The sequence below is a fragment of the Alteromonas sp. G5_S2_22_S1 genome, from assembly GCF_054968525.1.
Genome location: NZ_JBQKUJ010000003.1, coordinates 120,905 through 141,424 on the forward strand (window position 1 = coordinate 120,905; position 20,520 = coordinate 141,424).

Sequence of the window (20,520 nt, forward strand, 5' to 3'; positions counted from 1 at the left end):
CTATTAAGTAACCCACCAATATTGTTATTTCCAAAAAGTCCTTGTAGAGACACTTTTAATTCGGCATATTTATTGTTCTGGTCGTTAGGGATGCTGCCAGTAAATAAATAAAAAAATAATAAATGGCGTAAGCCAAAGGTGTTTAGGTGCGCTCAACCCTAATATATTCAATGCTGCTTCTTTTGTTGGCTTTGTCGGGAGTACTTTTTTCTTCCGCAAAGGCGATAGAGGTCTCTGATCTTCATTTTACAGAATTAAATAAGCAACACGGCCTTTCAGACACTGCAGTACTTGATATTGTGGAAGACCACATGGGCTTTATTTGGCTGGCAACGTCAAATGGCCTCAATCGCTATTCAGGTTATGACGTAAAGCAATATCATCCGTCAGATGTCGACCCGAATTCCCTACCTTCAGGCTACATTCAAACGCTATTTGTCGATTCAGAGGGCAAATTGTGGGTTGGAACCAACTCTGGTTTGGCGTTCTATCAGCCCGATTCAGACAGTTTTAAAGTCTTTAACAAAGAAAACTCGGTAATTAAGACAGATCTAATCACAGCGATTTCCGAAGCAAAAAATGGTGACGTAATTTTTTCGGATAAAAAGTTCCTTTACCGATATTCGAAACAGACGTCACAAATACACGTTCTCACCCAAGTTTTTAAAGACGAAAGCTTTATAAAAGTTATCTTTGAAGAGGCCAACCGTATATGGGTAGGCTCCAATAAATTTGGTGCCGCCCTAATAGATACCGAAACGCTGGAAGTTCACGACACGAGCAAAGTCAACCCCTGGGGCGTTTCTTTAGACATACGCGCGCTTCACGATATCACCGTGATTAACGGCAATTATTGGTTGGCGACAAATGAAGGCCTTATCGTTTTAGCGTCTAGCGGTCGTATTTTAAAGCGAATTCAAGGCGATGATTTAGGGGTCACAGAAGAAGTAAACTCGCTTTCAATCTCTGTAGTAGGTAACGATATTTGGGTCGGAAGCTATATTGGACTGTTTTTATTGTCAGACGCCGCTGAAAGCACCATATCACCTGATTACACCCCTGATTATCTGCACTTAAATTCAGACACTTATAGCGCAACCGGTATTCCATCCGCCATCGTAATGCGGGTAATAGAAGATCGCACGGGCGTAGTGTGGGCGGCAACCTTTCATCGCGGCGCTTTCAAGTATCACCCTGAGTATGCCAGCGTACATTTTCACCCCGTTTATAATTCCGACCGCCATAGCGACGATAACTTTTCTACCTTGTGGGGCTTTGCAGAGAGCAGCGACAAAGCCCTTTACTTGGTTTCCCAGCAAAAAGGGCTGGGTAAAATATCTCGGGAAACGGGAAACGTCTCGTTTTTCGACTTTTTCGAGGAAATGGACCCAGCCATACACTACTGGGATATTGAAATTGATGAGCAGGACAATATTTGGATTGCATCCTCTGCAGGCTTACTCGTCCTAAAAGACACCGGAGACGGCTTGGAGTTAGTCCACGAGTATTTTAAAGGTTCATTTATCGACTATATCTTTAAAAGCGACTCAGCCATTTGGTTGCAGGTAGCCATCGGCCATGTTTATTCGATAAATACTAATGCTATTCCAGCCCAGATTCAAAACATCGAAGTACTAAAAACGGCCTTCACTGAAAAGTATGGCGATATCCTAGCGATATACGAGGATGGCGATAATAACATTTGGTTCAGGGCAGGTGAAAAGCTGGTCATTTACTCTGTTAACGAGGGCAGAGTTATTCAAGTTCTGGACTCATCAAATGGCATAAATTCTTACGTCTATGGCGTGCATGAAACCCCATCTGGTTTATGGTTAACCACACGTTCTGATGGCGTTATCCAACTAGATAAAAAAAGTTTCGCCTTACTTAATAAACAGGAGAGAGACAATCAAAGCGGCTTTATCACCTCAACAACGGCTGTGGAAAATAGCATCTGGTATTCCGATGCCAAAGGGGTTCATAAAGTTCACTTACCGACATTGAGAGAGGCTGACAGCATTCCCAATGCACAGTTGGAGTTTAACTCTCTTGGCGAAGGCGCTGTAATTGCAACCGCTGATAAAACGATTTATTTTGGCGGTAATAAAGGCTTTGTTAAAATTTCAAAGCAAGCGATAAGCGCGAGTGACCAATTAAAACAAACCCTCCCGCCGCAACTTTATCAAGTTAGCGTATTTGGATCATTGGCAAAAGCTAAACGCAAACAAGGTGAAAATGAAGAAGCCTCAAGTTATCAATCTTTTAAAGAGAATGTCATCTATGACGAGCAGTTAGTGCTAAAGCACGACGAAACACGCTTTAGTATTTCGTTTGGACTCGTTAATCCGGTTTACCCAGAGCAAGTGACTTACCGATACAAGCTTGTGGGTTTTGAGAGTGATTGGATTTATGTTGATAAAGAACGTACTGCTCAATTTAACAATATTTCTTTCGGCAATTACACGTTTTCAGTACAGGCTAAAGAGCCTGGCAAAGCCTGGTCTGAAAGCAGAAACTTGAAAATAACCATTGAACGTCCCCCTTGGCTTCATACCGTTGCCCTTGTTTTTTACTGTTTAATCGCGTTAGCGATACTCGCCTTCATTGTGCGTCAATACCAAATCAGAAAAGCAAATCAATTGGCCATTAAAGAGTCTGAAGAGCGTTTAAAGCTTACGCTTTGGAGCTCTGGCGACGAACTGTGGGATTGGGATGTTTACCGAGGACAAGTCTACCGTGCTAATACCTGGGGCACCTTAGATTTTCCGCAGGACGATATCCGTACCACCGGCGCTTATGATGCCAACATTCATCCTAACGATATCAATCGGGTAAAGACTGCGTTACGAGAACATTTAGAGGGGAATAGCGATTTTTACGAGCTTGCCTATCGTGCTAAAACCTTTAAAAACCAGTGGATTTGGATATTAGACCGCGGAAAAGTAGTAGAGCGCGATCACAACGAGCAGCCTGTGCGAATGACGGGCACGCTTAAGAATATCCACCACCTTAAAGAGGCAGAAGAGCAGCTTAATCTATTTAAGCGCTCTATTGAAAACATCTCGGAAGGGGTATTCATTACGAATACGCAGTTTAAGTTTATTAGTGTCAATAACGCCTACTGCCGCTATACGGGAGAAACCCGCGAGCAGGCCCTAGCCAGTTACATGCACTTCCATTTGTACCCCGACGCATTTACCGAAGAAATTAAGAAAACCCTTAAAGCTAAAAGCAACTGGTCGGGCGAAGTAGAGAGCGTGCGCGTAAATGGCGAACGTTATGAAATGGAGCTTAATATTGATGCAGTCCACGATGAAGACGGAAAAATTAGCCATTTCGTTGGGGTATTTAGCGATATTACCTCGCGTAAGAGTACCGAAAAAGAGTTATTGAAACTCGCGAATGTGGACCCGCTCACAGAGCTTCCCAATCGCTCGTTTTTCCAGGCGAGTCACCAAAACTTAGTGCGAAAGGCAGCACAGCATAGCCTGCTCTGCCTAGACATGGATAACTTCAAAAAGATTAACGATTCCCTAGGCCACCAAACTGGCGATATCTTGATTAAACAAATCGCCAAACGGCTACAGCGCATTACGGGTAAAAACGCCACCTGTTATCGCTTAGGTGGCGATGAATTTAGTATATTGATGGAAGACAATGCGGATATCCACACGGTAACCCACTACGCCCAAAACTTACTTGATACCCTGTCGCGCCCCTTTATTATCAATAAGCAGGAGTTCGTCCTTGGTGCCAGTATTGGTATTGCATTTTTCCCAGACGACGGTGAATCCCCCCAGGAAATGTTGAAAAATGCCGACACGGCCATGTACTTTGCCAAAAACAATGGCGGCAATAGCTATCAATTCTTTAGTGGTGAAATGAACCAAAACGCGGTTAGGCAGCTGCAAATTGAAAACCTTATTCGCCAAGGCATTAAAGACGATCTGTTCACTGTGTATTACCAGCCTAAAGTGGATATCGCTTCTGGAAAGCTAGTAAGCATGGAAGCACTGGTGCGTTTTGAACACCCGCAAAAAGGCATTGTAAGCCCTGGGCAATTTATTCCGTTGGCAGAACAAACCGGTCAAATTATTGAAATTGGTGAGCAGGTACTTCGAAAAGCCTGTGCCGATACGAAACGCTGGGTAAATCAAGGGTTATTTAGCGGCCGTGTTGCCGTGAACATTTCAGCGAAACAATTCGAGTTGCCCGATTTGGACGACAGGATAAATAAAATATTAAGCGATGTGGGCCTGTCACCGCTGCATTTGGAGTGTGAAATTACCGAAGGTACGCTAATGGAAAGCCCTGAAAACGGGCTACAAATGATGACTCGCCTTCGTGAGCGCGGTATTCACCTAGCGCTAGATGATTTTGGTACAGGCTACTCGTCGTTAGCGTATTTAAAACGCTTTCCTTTGAATACCTTAAAAATTGATAAAGCCTTTATTGACGATATTGCAAAGAGTAACGTCGACCGTCATATGGCCGCCGCCATTATAAACATTGCCCACAACTTGGGGCTAAAAGTGGTAGCGGAAGGCGTTGAAGAAGAGTCTCAACTCGATATTCTGCGACGTTATGATTGTGAAATGCTGCAGGGCTTTTTATATAGCCGCCCGCTTAACGCAGAGCGCTTTGAGAAACTGCTAACAGAAAACCAAAAGCTTCATACCCTTTTAGGTAATACGCAATTCTAGAAAGATGTGCCTCGCTTAAGGGGCGTCAAATTTCCTTACTAACTTCCGCTTTTTGCAGCATAAGGCAAAACACTTCCTTTTAACCCTTCGTATATTAGACTTTAGTGCCAACTTTATGGCGCTAGAACATCGCCCCGTCAATCCGCACAAAGAAACAAACCATAACCTATTGATTTAAATAAATATATATTGTTTTTTCAATATTGGCACGGTACTCGCTATACCATTGGTGTCGATAAGAAATATAAAACAATCGGCTTTGTTTGTTCGTTCAAAAAATAATCAGAGGAAATTAACATGTTAAAAGAGTACGCCGTTGCACTAGTACTTTCTACCGCTACCCCAGTTGCTGCCGATAAGCAAGAAGGCGCTAAACAAGCCCCCGAATCGCAAAAAGAAACCATTACTCAGCCAGAGTACATCAGACCTAAGACCGGTGGCGGCCATGGCGGTGGCGTGGGCTTCTAATTTGAAGTTGAAACGATTTTCAAAAAAAGAGAGCCTCTGCTCTCTTTTTTCATATCTGGGGGATAAGCAACACTGCTATTAGTTTACTAAAACGCTAAAGCTACGCCGCAATATAAAGGTTATTAAACCCAACCGCATTACGCCAGTGTAAATGTCGAGAGATAGAGAACATAGGCAGTAGAACAGGGCCTAGAATAAGGCCGGCAATCGCCCACTTCTTTGCGTTCATTCCCCATTTAAACGCTTCTACATAAAAATATAGAGAAAATATAACGCTTAATACTACGAGTGAAATCACACTGCCTCCAACCTGTTTAACCTTAATTTGCAGAATTATTTGTCTCAATCAATTATTCACGTTAAGCCACTGATAATTGACGCCAACAATTTGACACGTTTAATTTTTAACCGCGCAGATTTTACCCAAAATAGAACAATAAACCAGCAGAAATAGACGTCAGGCACAAAAAAACCGGGCTAAGCCCGGTTTTTTAACATTTTATAAACTTAACTATAAAATGTTTGATCATTTTCCGCCATGTTCACCAACACATCGGCCGGTGCGAATTTATCGCCTACCGCTGTTGCATAGTGATTAAGGCGCGCAACCACATGTTTAATGCCAAGCATATCCATATAGCGAAATGGTCCGCCTAAAAATGGAGGGAAGCCAATACCGAAGATAGCGCCAATATCACCATCACGAGCGTTACGAATAACGCCTTCATCCAAGCAACGCGCTGCTTCATTTAGCATCATTAGTACACAACGTTCAGCCACTTCTTTTTCGCTTAGCTTAGCAGAAGGTGATAGCCCAAGAAGCTCGTAGATAGACTCATCCACTTCTTTACCAGGTTTTTTACCCTCGTAAGAATAGAACCCTTTCTGATTCTTCTTACCTTTTCTGCCATCGGCCAATACTTTGTCGAAGGCACTAGGCGCAGTGAAACGCTCACCAAACGCCTCTACAAGGAATGGGATGATCTTGGTACCTACATCAATGCCCACTTCATCAAGAAGCTTAACAGGCCCTACAGGGAAGCCAAATTTAACCAGAGACTTATCAATATGCTCAATAGGCTCACCGTCAAGGATAAGGTTCGCCGCTTCGTTCATGTACGGGGCTAAAATGCGGTTTACGTAGAAGCCCGCGCCGTCTTTAACTACAACCGGCGTCTTACCTTGCTTTTTAGCAAACTCAACCGTTGAAGAAATTACTTGGTCTGACGTTTTCTCATGCGCAATAACTTCAGCTAGCGGCATTTTGTCTACTGGCGAGAAGTAATGTAGGCCAATCACGTTTTCTGGACGTGCTGCTTCTGCCGCGATCTGCGTAATAGGGATCGACGAAGTGTTAGACGCAAAGATGGTGCTTTCTTTGCAGTTTTCTTCAATATCCGCCACCATTTTTTGCTTAAGATCTAAGTCTTCAAAAACAGCTTCTACAACAATATCTACATCTTGATAACCGCTGTAATCTAACGTTCCGGTTAATAGCGCAAGTTGCTTCTGCATTTCGCTGTTACGCATGAAACGCTTCTTCACCTTCTTGTTTAAAATGTCGTAACTGTATTTCATTGCGTTAGCGATGCCTTCAGCGCGGACATCTTTAATACGCACAGGTACGCCCGCTTTCGTTGAAGTTACATAGGCAATACCACCGCCCATTAAACCACCGCCAAGCACGCCGACCTTTTTCATCTTTTCAGGTTTAACACCTTCAACACCGTTCTCTTTCTTCATTTCCGTTGTCGCGAAGAAAATTTGGCGAAGTTGGAATGACTCAGGGGTCATGACAAGCTTACCGAAGGCTTCTGCTTCGGCTTTAAGGCCCGCTTTCATACCTTCGTTGATACCAGTTTCGATAACATCGATGATATGGCCAGGTGCAGGGTAGTTGCCTTTCGTTTTTGCAAAGGTCGCTTCGTGCGCTTTTTTGAACATCATGTTACGGCCTGGGCCGGTCTTTTCTAACATTTTGTCCATCACACTTTTTTGCGGTGCTTCACGTTCAGGCTTGCGCTTAAGAGCAAACTGCTCTGCCACTTTTAACAGCACGCTATGCGGCACTACATCGTCTACAATGCCGTATTTTTTGGCTTGTTTGGCTCGCGCAGGAGAGCCCGTAAGCATCATCTTCATTGCTTGCTGAACGCCAATTAGACGAGGAAGACGCTGTGTACCACCACTGCCCGGCAGCAAGCCTAGCTGAACTTCAGGTAAACCTACCTGAGTACTCGGTGAATCGGTACATACACGATAGTGACACGCCAATGCTAGCTCTAAACCACCGCCTAATGCAGGGCCATGAATAGCGGCAACAAACGTCGCCTTCATGTTTTCAATTCTATCGAAAATGGCTTGGCCACCAGCAGCAATGGTGGTGGCGTCTTCAGCAGTTTTACACTCAGCAAGCATACTGATATCTGCACCTGCCACAAACGAGGTAGGCTTACCGCTGGTAAGGACTACACCTTTAATGCTGCTATCACGCTCAATATCGTCGAGCATGGCAGAGATTTCATCGCCGAATTCCGCTTTAAGCGTATTCATACTTTCGCCAGGCACGTCCATGCTAAGAATAGCAACGCCATTATCCTGCTTTGTTAACGTGAATGCGCCAGATGTTGGCTGAACTTCATTTGTCATTTCTTGTTCCTGACTCATCTTATTCTGTCTCCACAATCATAGCGGCACCTAGACCACCGGCAGCACACGCAGTTAATAGACCTGAACCACCGCCACGACGATTCAACTCATTTAGCATTTGCGTAATCATTCGAGTACCGGTTGCGGCAAATGGGTGACCATAAGCAATAGAGCTACCCATTACGTTAAACTTATCCATATCAATTTCGCCAGTTGCTTTGTCGCGACCTAATTTCTCTTTGGCGAATTTGTCGCTTGCAAACATTTTAACGTTTGCCAAGGTTTGCGCGGCAAACGCTTCGTGCATTTCAATTAGTGTTAGGTCGTTAAGGGTCATGCCCGCACGGTCAAGAGCGATAGGCGTAGCATATGACGGGCCCATCAACATGTCTTCCCACACGTCTATTGCAGCGAATGCATAGCTTTTGATGTAACCCAGTGGGGTATAACCTAGCTCTTTTGCACGGCTTTCTGTCATCATTAGCACTGCAGAAGCACCATCGGTTAGTGGTGTAGCGTTAGCGGCGGTGACAGAACCGTATTTTTTGTCAAACACAGGGCGAAGCTTTGCGTACCCTTCAAGCTTTGAGTCAAAGCGTACGTTGTTATCGCGCTCAAGGGCACCTTTATAAGGTTCTGCATACGCTGTCATTACTTCGCTTGACAATTTACCCGCTTCCCAGCTTTCAGCCGCAAGGCTGTGCGAACGGTGCGCTAGCTTATCTTGCTCTTCACGAGAAATCTGGTGTGTTTTTGCCATTTGTTCGGCCGTTTGGCCCATCGACAAACCGGTAGAGTACTCCGCTACCGCAGGTGGAACGGGCGCGAGGTCTCTTAAGCTTAAGCGCTTGAAGATATTCAGCTTCTGACCAAGGGTTTTGGTTTTCTGTAAGTCTACTAGCGCGCGCGCTAGATTTTTTGACACTCCAATTGGCGACACAGACGTTGAATCTGCACCACCAGCAATACCCACTTGAACCGTACCAGCCATCATGCTTTCAGCAATATTGACTGTTGATTGGAAACTTGTAGCACAGGCGCGTGACACGCTGTATGCGTCAGTGTGAACGTTCATTCCCGTGCCAAGTACTATTTCACGCGCAATGTTCGGTGCTTCAGGCATTTGGACTACCTGACCATAAACCACCTGATCAACCCACTCTTTTTGAACACCATGGCGAACGAGAAGTTCGTTTACGACCATTTTACCTAAATCTACAGCCGGTACGCCGTGGAAATATGTAGCCATTTTCGCAAACGGAGTACGCAACCCCGCGACAATGGCGATGCGATCACCCTCTCGGGTAGTAACTGATTGTTTTGTAGCCATAATGCACCTAAATTGAGGACCTACTTTAAACTTCGCTTTACTGATTCAAAGTGGTCTGACCTGTAATAAACCCGATTTTTACAAACTATGAACAAAATAGCAAATAATGCGGGGAGAAGGACAATATAAATAGAACTAACGTTGTTATCGCCATCAATAGACAGTAGTAAACAACAATGGTTTTGCCATAAGCGCCACCAAATATCGTATTTTTATTACCATTTGACGACTTGAAGAAAGATACAATGAACCTTATATGGAAATGAAAGTCTGTTTTGTGTCATTGTGGCGCGTACTTAGATTTGGATAATTTATTTATAGTGTAAGCGATCACTTTTTTTAATGGTTCGTTTATGCCTCGGTCGAAATGACACTTCCCTATAACGAGAAATCAAACGGAAATTTTGCATTATGGCAGCAGCGCAATTTCAACAGTTACATGCTTATCTAGACCAGCAAATTATTGGTCAACATGCGTTAACTAAAAGCCTTCTTATCGCTCTTTTAGCTGATGGTCACCTGCTTGTAGAGGGGCCTCCCGGACTTGCAAAAACTCGCGCAATTAATGCATTGGCAAACGGTATCGACGGTGACTTCCATCGCGTTCAGTTTACGCCAGACCTTCTTCCGGCCGACCTGACCGGCACCGACATCTATCGCCCTGAAACGGGTGAGTTTGTCTTTCAAAAAGGCCCATTATTTCATAACTTAGTCTTGGCCGATGAGATAAACCGGGCACCGGCAAAAGTTCAGTCAGCGTTACTCGAAGCGATGGCTGAGCGTCAAATTACCGTGGGCAGTAAAACCTATCCGTTGCCACCGCTCTTTTTAGTTATGGCTACGCAAAACCCATTAGAGCAAGAAGGGACTTACCCTCTTCCTGAAGCGCAGTTAGACCGCTTTTTAATGCACGTTGATATTGACTACCCTGGCGCCGAGACGGAGTTAGAAATTTTGCGCTTAACACGCGGAGAAGCGCTGTCAGAACCGCCTGTCACGCCACCTACCCTTACTCAAGAAGACATATTTACCTCGCGTAAAGAGGCGCTATCTCTTTATATGGCGCCTGAGTTAGAGCAATACTTGGTGCAGCTAATAATGGCAACCCGTAAGCCTGCTAACTTTGATGCGGACTTAGGCCAATGGATTGCTATGGGTACTAGTCCTCGCGCAACCATTAGCCTAGACAGGTGTGCTCGCGCACATGCATGGCTGAGCGGCAGAGACTTTGTTGGCCCAGACGACATTCAAGCCGTTGTTCATAACGTTCTGCGCCATCGAATTATCTTGTCTTACCAAGCCGAGGCGGAAGGTATTACGATAAACGATGTGCTTGATAAGATTGTAGCTACTGTCGCAGTTCCATAAACCATGGATAATGTACACGCGCAGCTATACAAGCTGCAAAGTAATGGTGTTTCTCTGTCTACCGCAGAGCTTCTTCGCTATCAGCAGTTAGCCAAGCTATTTAACTTAGCGCCAAAGCGTGCGCCCCAAGCCAGGCTCGCAGGAAGCTATCTCACGAAGCACAAAGGGCGCGGTATGGAGTTTGACGAGGCGCGACACTACCAGCCTGGTGACGATATTCGCGCTATCGATTGGCGAGTAACCGCTCGCACGGGAAAAACCCATACTAAGGTTTACCGCGAAGAGCGTGAACGCCCGGTCTTTCTGTTCTGTGACTATTTACCGTCAATGGCGTTTGGCACCCAACTGCTGACAAAAGCGGTTCAAGCCGCTCACGTATCGTCGCTTATTAGCTGGTCTGCCGCTGCCCGCGGAGACAAAGTAGGCGCTCTTGTATTTAATCAACAGCAACATAAAGAAATAAAACCCCTTACCCGTAAAAAAGCCGTGTTGCATGTTTGCCATGAGCTGATGGCATTACACGAGCAAAGCGCGCAAAGCAAACCTGACAAAGCGAAGGACGAAAAAGCGTTTGCCGATGCATGTGCTCGCGCAAGGCGTTTAGCTAGACCTGGCAGCCTGGTATATTTGGTGTCAGATTTTCAGCATTTAAGTGCACAAGCTATTCAGCATTTAAGCCATTTAACACGCCATTGCGAAGTAAGGGCAATAGTTGTCAACGACCCTATTGAGCATGCACTTCCGCAAACATCGTCGCTTCAAACAGTGAGCGTTTCAGATGGGCAAAACCAGCAGCGATGGGTGTTAGGCGATACGCACGAACAACGCCAATACAAGAAATGGCGAGATGAACACAATCGTTCTATTTACGACATGCTAAGGAAAAGCAATATTTCTCGCTTTAGTGTTTCAGCAGGTATTCCTCTTGATGACCAGCTTCAAAGTATGCAACAAGAACAAAGACTGGAGTTAAGTTGATGCAGAGCAACAATTCTACTCCAACGCTAGCACAAGCTATGCAGCCAACTAATCAACAGCCGCTATCAATGCCCGGGCAGCAACAAGACCCCCTCGCTCAGCTGCGAGATATACACGTACCCAGTGAGGTAAACCTTTGGCCGTTGGACTGGGGCTGGTGGGTATTAATTGCGTTTAGTGTTCTAGCACTTATTGGCATTTATAAAGTTGCGTCGGCGCATATTCGCCACAACAAGGCGCGTAAACAAGCGTTAGCTCTTTTAGATACGGTTTCAGTACAGCAAGACAACTGGCCTGTCACGCTTAACTCAGTGCTAAAACGCACAGCAATGAGCTATTACCCTAAGCAGCAGGTGGCGGGTTTATACGGTAAACAGTGGCAAACGTTTCTTACCTCGGCCCTTAGAAAGGGTAATAAGACGCTTGAAGATAACTTAGCGTTGCTTGTCAGCAGTGTATATCAAGCGAAACCTAACGCAGGCGATTTTGAAGCCTGTAAAAGTGCGGTGAGAGAATGGCTTAAAAAAGCGCGTTTTCCCAAAACGTTAGCTAATCATTATGGTGAGTTCAAACACACTGAAGACAGTGATGATTCACTTGCCTCGAATAATGTATTACGCAATAAAGCATTAAGCGAAGATAACAACAAGGAGCCACAGCATGCTTAATTTCGCTTGGTGGTGGGTATTCTTTGCTCTTCCCCTCCCTATTATTGTTCGCTTACTGTCGAAGAAAACGCACGAATCGCCCATGGCGGCGCTGCGCGTACCAAGTTTACGCCCTGGTGAAGTATCAGAGCAGACGCAATTAAAACAAACCAAAACCCCCTTAATTATTAGCAGCCTTATCTGGTTGCTACTTATTAGCGCGGCAGCTCGACCTCAATGGCTAGGAGAGCCTGTTAGTATTCCTAACGAAGGCCGAGAAATGATGCTCGCCGTTGACCTTTCAGGCAGTATGAAAATTGACGATATGCAATTAAACGGTAGGCAAGTTAACCGCCTAACCATGACTAAGTCAGTGGTTTACGATTTTATCCAGCGCCGCGTTGGCGACCGTCTTGGACTTATTTTGTTTGCTGATACTGCATATGTGCAAGCGCCTTTAACTTACGACAGGGACACCGTATCGACCTTGCTTAGCGAAGCGGTAATAGGTCTTGTGGGTGAACAAACGGCGATAGGCGACGCCATAGTTTTGGCGGTAAAACGTTTCGATGAGCGAGACGAGTCTAACAACGTGCTTATATTGCTTACTGATGGGCAAAACACAGCGGGTAATATTACCCCCGAACAAGCCAAAGAACTCGCTATCAATAAGGGTGTTAAAGTTTACACCATTGGTGTGGGCGCCGATAAAATGCTTATTCAAAGCTTTTTTGGTAGCCGTGAGATTAACCCTTCACAAGAACTTGACGAAGGCATGCTTACAGACATTGCTACCTCTACAGGAGGCCAGTACTTTAGAGCACGTAACGCACAAGAGCTAGAGGCCATTTATCAACAGCTCGATGCCCTAGAACCCATTGAAGGCGAAACCCGCAAGATGCGTCCGCTAAGCGCGCTTTTTTACTACCCACTGGCAGCAGCAATAATGTTGTCTGCGCTTTGGGCATTATTTATCCTCGCTAACTCGGTGTACCGCTGGGCAAGACAAAGGCGCACTGCCGTTTCTATGTCCCATGCCAATGCAGTTAAGGAGACGAAATAGTGGAACTCGACTTCTTAAACCAATTTCACTTTCTACGTCCAGAGTGGTTTGCAGCAATCATCCCCCTGCTGCTGCTTGTCATCTTAATAAGAAAGGCAACGGCTAAACAGTCTGGCTGGCAATCAGTAATCCCTTCACACCTTTATCAATATATGGTGATTGGAAAAACAGAGGTGGGGGCAAAACCACCTATAATGCTGTTGGCTATTGCGTGGTTTGTGAGTGTGATTGCATTGGCTGGTCCAACGTGGGAGCGCTTACCTCAGCCGGTATACCAGCTAAAGATGGGGCATGTGATTGTGATAGACATGTCGCTTTCTATGCGAGCAACGGATATGACGCCCGACCGACTGACCCGCGCTAAATATAAAGCGATAGACTTAGTCAATGCCATAGGTGAAGGCGAAATGGGCCTTGTTGCTTATGCTGGTGATGCCTTTGTTATTAGCCCCCTCACCGAAGACGCGGCGAATATTACCACTTTAATACCCAGCCTTTCTCCTGAGATTATGCCTGTACCTGGCAGCGACCCGCTTTTAGGTATCGAAAGCGCCGCAGCGCTTTTAACCAACGCGGGCTATAACTCGGGTATGATTTACTGGATAACTGATGGTATAGAGTTAGCGCAGCAAAATGAACTGCAAGAATATGTCGCGTCTATTCCCTTTACGCTAAATGCACTTACCGTTGGCACAGCCGAAGGGGCGCCAATACGCCAGCAAAGTGGTGAATTACTTAAAGATCACACAGGTAGTATCGTAATTCCTAAACTTAACGACGACGCAGTTAAAGGTGTCGTCAAAACCAGCGGCGGTCGGTTTGAATCATTTACTTCAAACGATACCGATATTGAAGCACTTGCCGCTATTTCATTGTTAGATAAAGGCAACAGTGAAGAAGACGAAGAGGATAGCAATATTCAAGGTGACCAGTGGAAGGAAGTAGGCCCTTATCTGGTAGTACTATTGTTGCCTTTGGCCGCTTTCGCATTTAAAAGGGGCTTGGTTTTCTTACTTTTAGTTGGATTACTTAGCCCTCCTGTTATGCAAAAGGCCCATGCATTACAAGGCTCAGACGTAGCAAGCGAACGGCAATCAGGCATAGAAAATTCAGCGCAGCCTAAGTCACTCTCGTGGTGGCAAAAGCCATTTATGAATGACAATCAAGAAGCGTTAAATAGCTATCAGCGAGGCAAATATAAAGACGCGGTTAGCCAGTTTGACGATAAATTGTGGAAGGCATCATCGCTTTATAAGTCGGGGGAGTATGAGCGCGCACTAGCGGCTTTTGAAAATATTCCAGGCCCTGAAAGTTTGTACAATCAGGGTAATGCGCTTGCCAAGCTTGGGAAACTTGAAAAGGCGATTGAAAAGTATGAGCTAGCGCTACAGGAAGCCCCTGATTTTGAAGATGCGAAGGCGAATAAGAAAATAATTGAAGACTTATTGGAGCAGCAAGCGCAGCAAGAAAAGCAAAATCAGCAGCAAAACCAGCAGCAAGGTTCAGATCAAAATCAAAACCAAGACAACCAGCAGAATAATGGTGAAGATGATCAGCAGCAGTCAGGCGAGCCCAATAACCAAGATGGTGAGCAAAACGACAATAGCGACCAGCAGTCTGGCCAAAACCAACAACAAAACTCAACGGAACAAAACGGGGAGCAGCAAAACTCTGACAATGCAGAGAGGAGCGAGGACAGTGAGCCGTCTGAGCCTGAACAACAGGAGCCGTCCAGTCAGCAAGATAACGCGGACCAAGGTGAAAACGCGCAGCAAAATAGTGCACAAGCGCTAGATGAAAAGGAATCGTCAGCACAAGAGGCCGAAGCAATGCAAAGTCAAGCGGGCGAGCTATCCGATGCTGAAAAAGAAGAACTACAACGAATGGAAAGTTTAATGCGTCGCGTGCCAGATGACCCCGCATTCTTATTAAAACGAAAAATGCAATTAGAAGCACAAAAGCGTCAGCGTCAACGTATGCCTTCAAACCGGAGTGATTGGTAGATGAGAGCTTTATTACAATCTACATATTTTGTTTTTATATTCGCGGTAATGCTAAATGGGGCCGCTTTTGCTGATGTGAATTCAGTGGAAGCAACCATTGATAGAAACCCAGTCATGGTGGATGAAGCCATCCGACTCACCATTACCGCCGATGGCAGTGCAGACAGAGATGCTTTTGACAGCTCTCCCCTACTCAAAGATTTTGTTGTAGGTCGAACGTCGGTCAGCAGCCAAACCTCTATCGTCAACTTTGACACCAAACGAACAACGGTGTGGACAACCACCTTATTTCCCCGCAAAGAAGGTTCGTTCACCATTCCTTCGCTATCTATCGAAGGTAAAACCACCAAGCCGATACAAGTTAAGGTTATTCCCGTTCAAGAACAAAGCAATGTAGCGCGAGACTACTTTGTCACCACAGATATCGACTTAAAAGAAGCCTATTTAAATCAACAGCTGCTCTATACAGTTAAACTGTATCTTTCAAGCAATATTGAGCGCGGCAGCTTACAAGCGCCAGATATGCAAAATGCTGAAATTACTCAGCTAGGCGAAGATAAGCAATACACTGACATTGTTAATGGCCGCCGCTATCAAATTATTGAACGTCAATTTGCCGTTGTACCTCAAGCATCAGGTGAGTTCACATTAAGAGGCCCTATATTTACCGGCGAAGTCATGGCCGCAAATACCAACCAGCGCTTCGGTTTCTTTAATAGAACCCAGCAGGTTAATCGGGTTGGCCCTGATATTACCGTTAATATCAAACCTATACCTCAGGGCATTGATTATCCTTGGCTTCCCTCCGAGATGGTGAGGGTTGATGAAGAGTGGCCTCAAGGCGATAGTTTCGTTGCAGGCGAACCGGTTACCCGCATCGTTACCTTAACCGCGCTAGGTGTGGTTGAAGAGCAGCTGCCTGATATCCCTGAATTTTACCCACCTAATTTCAAGCTTTATCCTGACCAAGATAACACGACGACAGTGGAAAAAGATCAGAGCCTAATTTCTCAGCGTCAAACATCTCTGGCAATAATTCCCACTGAACCAGGCAACTTTGTTTTGCCTGAAATTACTATCCCTTGGTTCAATACGTTAACCCAAAAAACTGAATATGCCACTATTCCTGCTCGTTCCATCACCGTAGCGGCGGCATCAGGCAAAGATGGCAATAACGGTAGCGCACCAGAGCCGCTTGCAAACTCTGAAACTGCTGACGATACCCCTACGCTAGTTAACACACCTGTTAGCCAGGAACGCAGCGACGATGTAGGCGAAGAAAATCGTGATAATGCAAGGGAAACGCGTACCGAAGAAGACACCACATTCCTCTTGCTAACGTTAGCCATAGTGAGCGCTTTACTGATTGTCACAGCATTGGGGTGGTTTTTAGCATTCAGAAAGCTTAAGCGCGTTACCCATGGTGGACATATTCCAAGCCATGGTAAACACAACGGCAGGGGGGGTAGCGTATTAGGCCATACTGACGAAAAAGCACAGTTTCAACGTGTTATGTCTTTGATAAAAGCCAATGACACAAGGGCGCTTACCCCTGCGCTTCAACAGTGGTTGAAAACACTCACCGGTGACAATGCTCAACTTTCACAGTTTGCCAGCATTAACAGCCTAATGAGCGAGCTTTACGCTGCCCGTTTTGCCAAAAATAACGCCGACAAAAATGCGCAATCAAAGCAAATAAAGCCCGTATTTGAAAAGTTATCTACCGAAATCAAACGCCTTAGAAGCGAGTGGCAGAAAAAGCACACGGGCGACAGCAACAGGTTATCTGACTTATATCCTGCTTCGTAAAACGCATTTCGATTGCCAATAATAATCTTATAAGGTGAGATTGGCGTCACTACCACCATGCTCCTTTTAACGGTAAAGCCTAACTACTTAAGCTTTACCGTTAAAAGGAGCATGGCTTAAACAACATTTTGTGTTTAAAACAGCAACATGGCTCAAAAACTTTCCATCGTTTTTGACTAAGCAAAACAATTAAATAAACGCGACGGGGCTTAAATGAAAAAAACACTGTTAAAGCTAACGCCAATAGCGCTAGCCATTACCACTTTAACGGCTTGCTCACCAGCAAGTGAAACCGCTAAAACCGCACCAGAACCTATAAAAACTGAAAAACCTGCTGGGCAGTCTGAGTCTGAGCGGCTAAACGCATTCTTTGAACGTACTTTTGAAGAAAACCTCAAGCGCTCCCCTCTTTTTCAAAGCTATCTTGGCAAAAAATGGGACTACGATAAATGGGACGACATCAGCGAAGAAGAAGCCGATGCCCGCCTAGCTATTGCCAAAAATCGGCTTGAGAAGCTAGAGAGTTTCGATACAAGTAAACTTAATGAACAGGAAAAGCTAAGCCTGAGATTATACAAATTAGGCATCGAACGAGACTTAGCAAACGACGAATTTAGGCATCACCGCTATATCGTGCATCAGTTTCGCGCAGCTCACACACAAGTTCCCAGCTTTCTTATCAATATTCACAGCGTAAACAGCAAAGAAGACGCCCAAGCGTACATTGGTAGATTAGACAATGTACGCACGTACTTTGACCAAGTCATCGACCAGATGAAAATTCGCGAAGAAGCCGGCGTTTTCCCTCCTGCCTGGGCATACGATCAAATGATTGATGCATCGAGAAACGTCATTACTGGGGCGCCGTTTGATTCAAGTGAAACGCCTTCTACTATTTGGGAAGACTTCCAGAATAAGGTTGAAAGCCTTGAGATCACTGATGCGGAAAAAACAACGCTTTTAGGGGAAGCGAAAGCGGCACTTGTTACATCAGTCATGCCTGCCTATGAAAAATTTATTGAAGAACTCGCCCACCAGCGTGAAGTAACGCCTGAAGGCGACGGTGTATGGCGTTTGCCTGATGGTGACAAATGGTATCAAAATCGCCTTAATTGGTTTACCACGACCGATCTAACCGCTGAAGAAGTTCACCAAATCGGTTTGGAAAACGTTGAACGTATTCATAACGCCATGCGTGAGATTATGGATAAGGTAAACTTTGAAGGAACACTTCAAGAGTTTTTCGTGTTTATGCGCGAAGATGACCAGTTCTATCTCCCTTCAACAGATGAAGGAAGACAGCAATATTTGGATATGGCAAAAGCCGCCATTGACGAAATGAGAGAAGCCATTCCAGAGTATTTTGGCATTCTTCCAGAAGCGCCAATGGTTGTTAAGCGCGTAGAAGCGTTTCGTGAACAATCGGCCGGTAAGGCGTTTTACCAAAGTCCTGCGCAAGACGGCAGCCGCCCGGGTATCTACTATGCCAATTTGTTCGATATGAAAGCAATGCCTACCTATCAACTTGAAGCACTCGCATATCACGAAGGTATTCCCGGGCATCACATGCAGCGCGCTATCGCACAAGAGCTTGAAGGTGTTCCTCAGTTTCAGAAGTTTCTTAGTTTCACGGCGTACACCGAAGGCTGGGGGCTATATACGGAAGAACTGGCAAAAGACATGGGATTTTATGAAGACCCCTACTCTGATTTCGGCCGGTTAGCGATGGAGTTGTGGCGGGCTTGCCGTTTGGTGGTAGATACAGGCATACACGCAAAGAAATGGTCGAGAGAGGAAGCGGTAGATTACCTTGTTAAGAATACCCCAAATCCTGAATACGACGCGCAAAAAGCCATTGAGCGCTACATTGCTATGCCAGGACAAGCGACCGCTTATATGATTGGCAAGCTAAAAATTATGGAGCTAAGAGAGCGTGCTCAAAGTGAACTTGGCGATAAGTTTGATTGGAAAGGCTTCCATGATGAGATTTTGAAATACGGTCCAGTGCCGCTTTCCATTCTTGAAGAAAACATCAATACCTGGATAGCCATGCAAAAAAATAAGTAGCGCTATTCACTACTTTTTAGCTTTACCTAAAAAAACGCGTCTTTCGTTTAGCGAAATGACGCGTTTTTTATGCCATAGTGAAAAAAGTTTTAGTTTTCGGATTTTTTTATGCGCACGCGAAATAAAACCGGTAATGGTCAGGTCTTATCGGGTATGAAAGCAAAACACCAAAGATATGAAGCGCTTGTAAAAGCCTTTCACGCAGACATTTACCGCTATGCGTTCTGGTTAATCAAAGACCAAAGCATTGCCGAGGATGTTGTGCAGGAAACTTTCTTACGCGCTTGGCGCTCGCTTGATGCCCTTAATGATGAAAAGGCGGCAAAGTCATGGCTAATTACTATTCTTCGCCGAGAAAACGCTCGCCGGTTTGAGCGCAAGCAATTCGATACCGTTGATATCGACGATGTGCATATTCAAGACGACACCCAACATGCTGATGGCGATCTTAAAAATAGGGAGTTACAGCGCTTGTTAGGAGGCTTGAGTGTGGAATATCGCGAACCGTTAATCCTACAGCTAATCTTTGGGTTTAGCGGTGAAGAAATTGCTAATCAACTTGGGCTTAACAAGAATACGGTTATGACTCGGCTATTTAGAGCGAGGAATCAACTCAAAGAGGCGTTAGAGAAACAAAATGAACAGAGAGGTCGTATAAATGGATGAATTAGAATTTAGGCGTCGAATCTACGCCGATCCAGAAACGACTGACAGTGATGTTGTAGAAGCGGCCAAAGCGGATGAGAGCAAGCGTAGTTTCTGGAATGAACAAAAACAGTTAGACAAACAGTTTAAGCAGGCGCTAAAAGTTGAGGTGCCTGATGATTTAGCCAGTAAATTAATTTGGCAGCAGTCAGCTGATGAGTTCACCCGATATAAGCGCAGAAGCCGCTGGTATGTGGCGATGGCAGCATCTGTGGCATTCACAATAGGCATTGGCTTAACAATGTGGTATCACCAGCCACTTAGCATTGGCGGTCAAGCGCTTGCTCATATGCAATATGCGGAAATGGAACATGCTCACTCACTGCTTCCGGTAGATTTAAATATGGTCAATGCAAAACTCGCGAGTTTTGGAGGCAGTTTAAGTGAAATGTTAGACGGCATAGAGGTTGCTAATTATTGCCACTTGAGTACGGTGAGAAGCCTGCACCTTATTGTTAATACCCCGCAGGGAAAAATGTCGGTTTTTGTAGTTCCACAAAGAGGTGATATCAGCGTGCCTAGTGAATTTGAGGACAGCCAATATCACGGGGAAAGCATCAAGATGCGACGCGCTAATGTAATGGTAGTGGGTGATAGAGGCGCCGACCTAAGTGAAATGAAAAAAGCGGTTTCAGAAAGAATTCAGTTCTCTGCCTAACTTTTGACAAGTCTGGTAATTCGTTCCAAAAAAGTGCTTATCTTATGCACTTCCCTTCTTCGGCCCACTCGG

At 45.2% G+C, this 20,520-nt stretch carries 14 protein-coding genes; 11 read left to right on the forward strand and 3 right to left on the reverse strand.

The annotated features are described in order from the left end of the window. Nucleotides 1-146: 146 nt before the first annotated feature. Both ACTRWF_RS04890 and ACTRWF_RS04895 read left to right on the forward strand, forming a co-directional pair. Nucleotides 147-4,703 (forward strand): EAL domain-containing protein, encoded by a 4,557-nt coding sequence (locus ACTRWF_RS04890; protein WP_462835187.1) that lies wholly within the window; start codon nucleotides 147-149, stop codon nucleotides 4,701-4,703. A gap of 297 nt (nucleotides 4,704-5,000) precedes the next feature. Then, on the forward strand, nucleotides 5,001-5,171 hold the full coding sequence (locus tag ACTRWF_RS04895; protein ID WP_462835188.1) for a hypothetical protein: 171 nt from the start codon (nucleotides 5,001-5,003) through the stop codon (nucleotides 5,169-5,171). A gap of 100 nt (nucleotides 5,172-5,271) precedes the next feature. Here the strand turns inward: ACTRWF_RS04895 and ACTRWF_RS04900 are convergent, their stop codons facing one another. The 3 genes from ACTRWF_RS04900 to fadI form a co-directional block, all read right to left on the reverse strand. Beyond that, on the reverse strand, nucleotides 5,272-5,469 hold the full coding sequence (locus ACTRWF_RS04900) for a hypothetical protein (RefSeq protein ID WP_020743164.1): 198 nt from the start codon (nucleotides 5,467-5,469) through the stop codon (nucleotides 5,272-5,274). A gap of 209 nt (nucleotides 5,470-5,678) precedes the next feature. Then, nucleotides 5,679-7,820, reverse strand: a complete 2,142-nt coding sequence (gene fadJ, locus ACTRWF_RS04905; protein WP_333972858.1) for a fatty acid oxidation complex subunit alpha FadJ — start codon at nucleotides 7,818-7,820, stop codon at nucleotides 5,679-5,681. Nucleotides 7,821-7,839: 19 nt separating this feature from the next. Beyond that, on the reverse strand, nucleotides 7,840-9,150 hold the full coding sequence (gene fadI / locus ACTRWF_RS04910) for an acetyl-CoA C-acyltransferase FadI (protein ID WP_015066640.1): 1,311 nt from the start codon (nucleotides 9,148-9,150) through the stop codon (nucleotides 7,840-7,842). Between the two features lie 411 nt (nucleotides 9,151-9,561). Here fadI and ACTRWF_RS04915 point away from each other — a divergent pair, with 411 nt between their 5' ends. The 9 genes from ACTRWF_RS04915 (at nucleotide 9,562) to ACTRWF_RS04955 (ending at nucleotide 20,448) form a co-directional block, all read left to right on the forward strand. Continuing rightward, nucleotides 9,562-10,518, forward strand: a complete 957-nt coding sequence (locus ACTRWF_RS04915; protein ID WP_012517843.1) for an AAA family ATPase — start codon at nucleotides 9,562-9,564, stop codon at nucleotides 10,516-10,518. A gap of 3 nt (nucleotides 10,519-10,521) precedes the next feature. Continuing rightward, nucleotides 10,522-11,496 carry a DUF58 domain-containing protein gene (locus ACTRWF_RS04920; protein WP_020745603.1) on the forward strand — a complete coding sequence of 325 codons (975 nt, stop codon included), beginning with the start codon at nucleotides 10,522-10,524 and terminating at the stop codon, nucleotides 11,494-11,496. Beyond that, a complete protein-coding gene (locus ACTRWF_RS04925; RefSeq protein ID WP_462835189.1) occupies nucleotides 11,496-12,164 on the forward strand; it encodes a DUF4381 family protein in 669 nt (222 codons plus the stop codon). Before ACTRWF_RS04920 ends, ACTRWF_RS04925 begins: the two co-directional genes overlap by 1 nt. Beyond that, the gene (locus ACTRWF_RS04930; RefSeq protein WP_462835190.1) at nucleotides 12,157-13,206 is read left to right on the forward strand and encodes a VWA domain-containing protein; all 1,050 of its coding nucleotides are present in this window, start codon (nucleotides 12,157-12,159) and stop codon (nucleotides 13,204-13,206) included. The genes ACTRWF_RS04925 and ACTRWF_RS04930 overlap by 8 nt, the downstream gene beginning before the upstream one ends. Then, nucleotides 13,206-15,209 carry a VWA domain-containing protein gene (locus ACTRWF_RS04935; RefSeq protein WP_462835191.1) on the forward strand — a complete coding sequence of 668 codons (2,004 nt, stop codon included), beginning with the start codon at nucleotides 13,206-13,208 and terminating at the stop codon, nucleotides 15,207-15,209. The genes ACTRWF_RS04930 and ACTRWF_RS04935 overlap by 1 nt, the downstream gene beginning before the upstream one ends. After that, the gene (locus ACTRWF_RS04940; protein ID WP_462835192.1) at nucleotides 15,210-17,018 is read left to right on the forward strand and encodes a BatD family protein; all 1,809 of its coding nucleotides are present in this window, start codon (nucleotides 15,210-15,212) and stop codon (nucleotides 17,016-17,018) included. A 213-nt stretch (nucleotides 17,019-17,231) separates the two neighbouring features. After that, entirely contained in the window at nucleotides 17,232-19,085 is a 1,854-nt protein-coding gene (locus ACTRWF_RS04945) for a DUF885 domain-containing protein (protein ID WP_141153595.1), read from the forward strand. Between the two features lie 108 nt (nucleotides 19,086-19,193). After that, on the forward strand, nucleotides 19,194-19,751 hold the full coding sequence (locus tag ACTRWF_RS04950) for a sigma-70 family RNA polymerase sigma factor (RefSeq protein ID WP_012517836.1): 558 nt from the start codon (nucleotides 19,194-19,196) through the stop codon (nucleotides 19,749-19,751). Continuing rightward, nucleotides 19,744-20,448, forward strand: a complete 705-nt coding sequence (locus tag ACTRWF_RS04955) for a DUF3379 family protein (RefSeq protein WP_462835193.1) — start codon at nucleotides 19,744-19,746, stop codon at nucleotides 20,446-20,448. The genes ACTRWF_RS04950 and ACTRWF_RS04955 overlap by 8 nt, the downstream gene beginning before the upstream one ends. The last annotated feature ends 72 nt before the right edge of the window (nucleotides 20,449-20,520 follow it).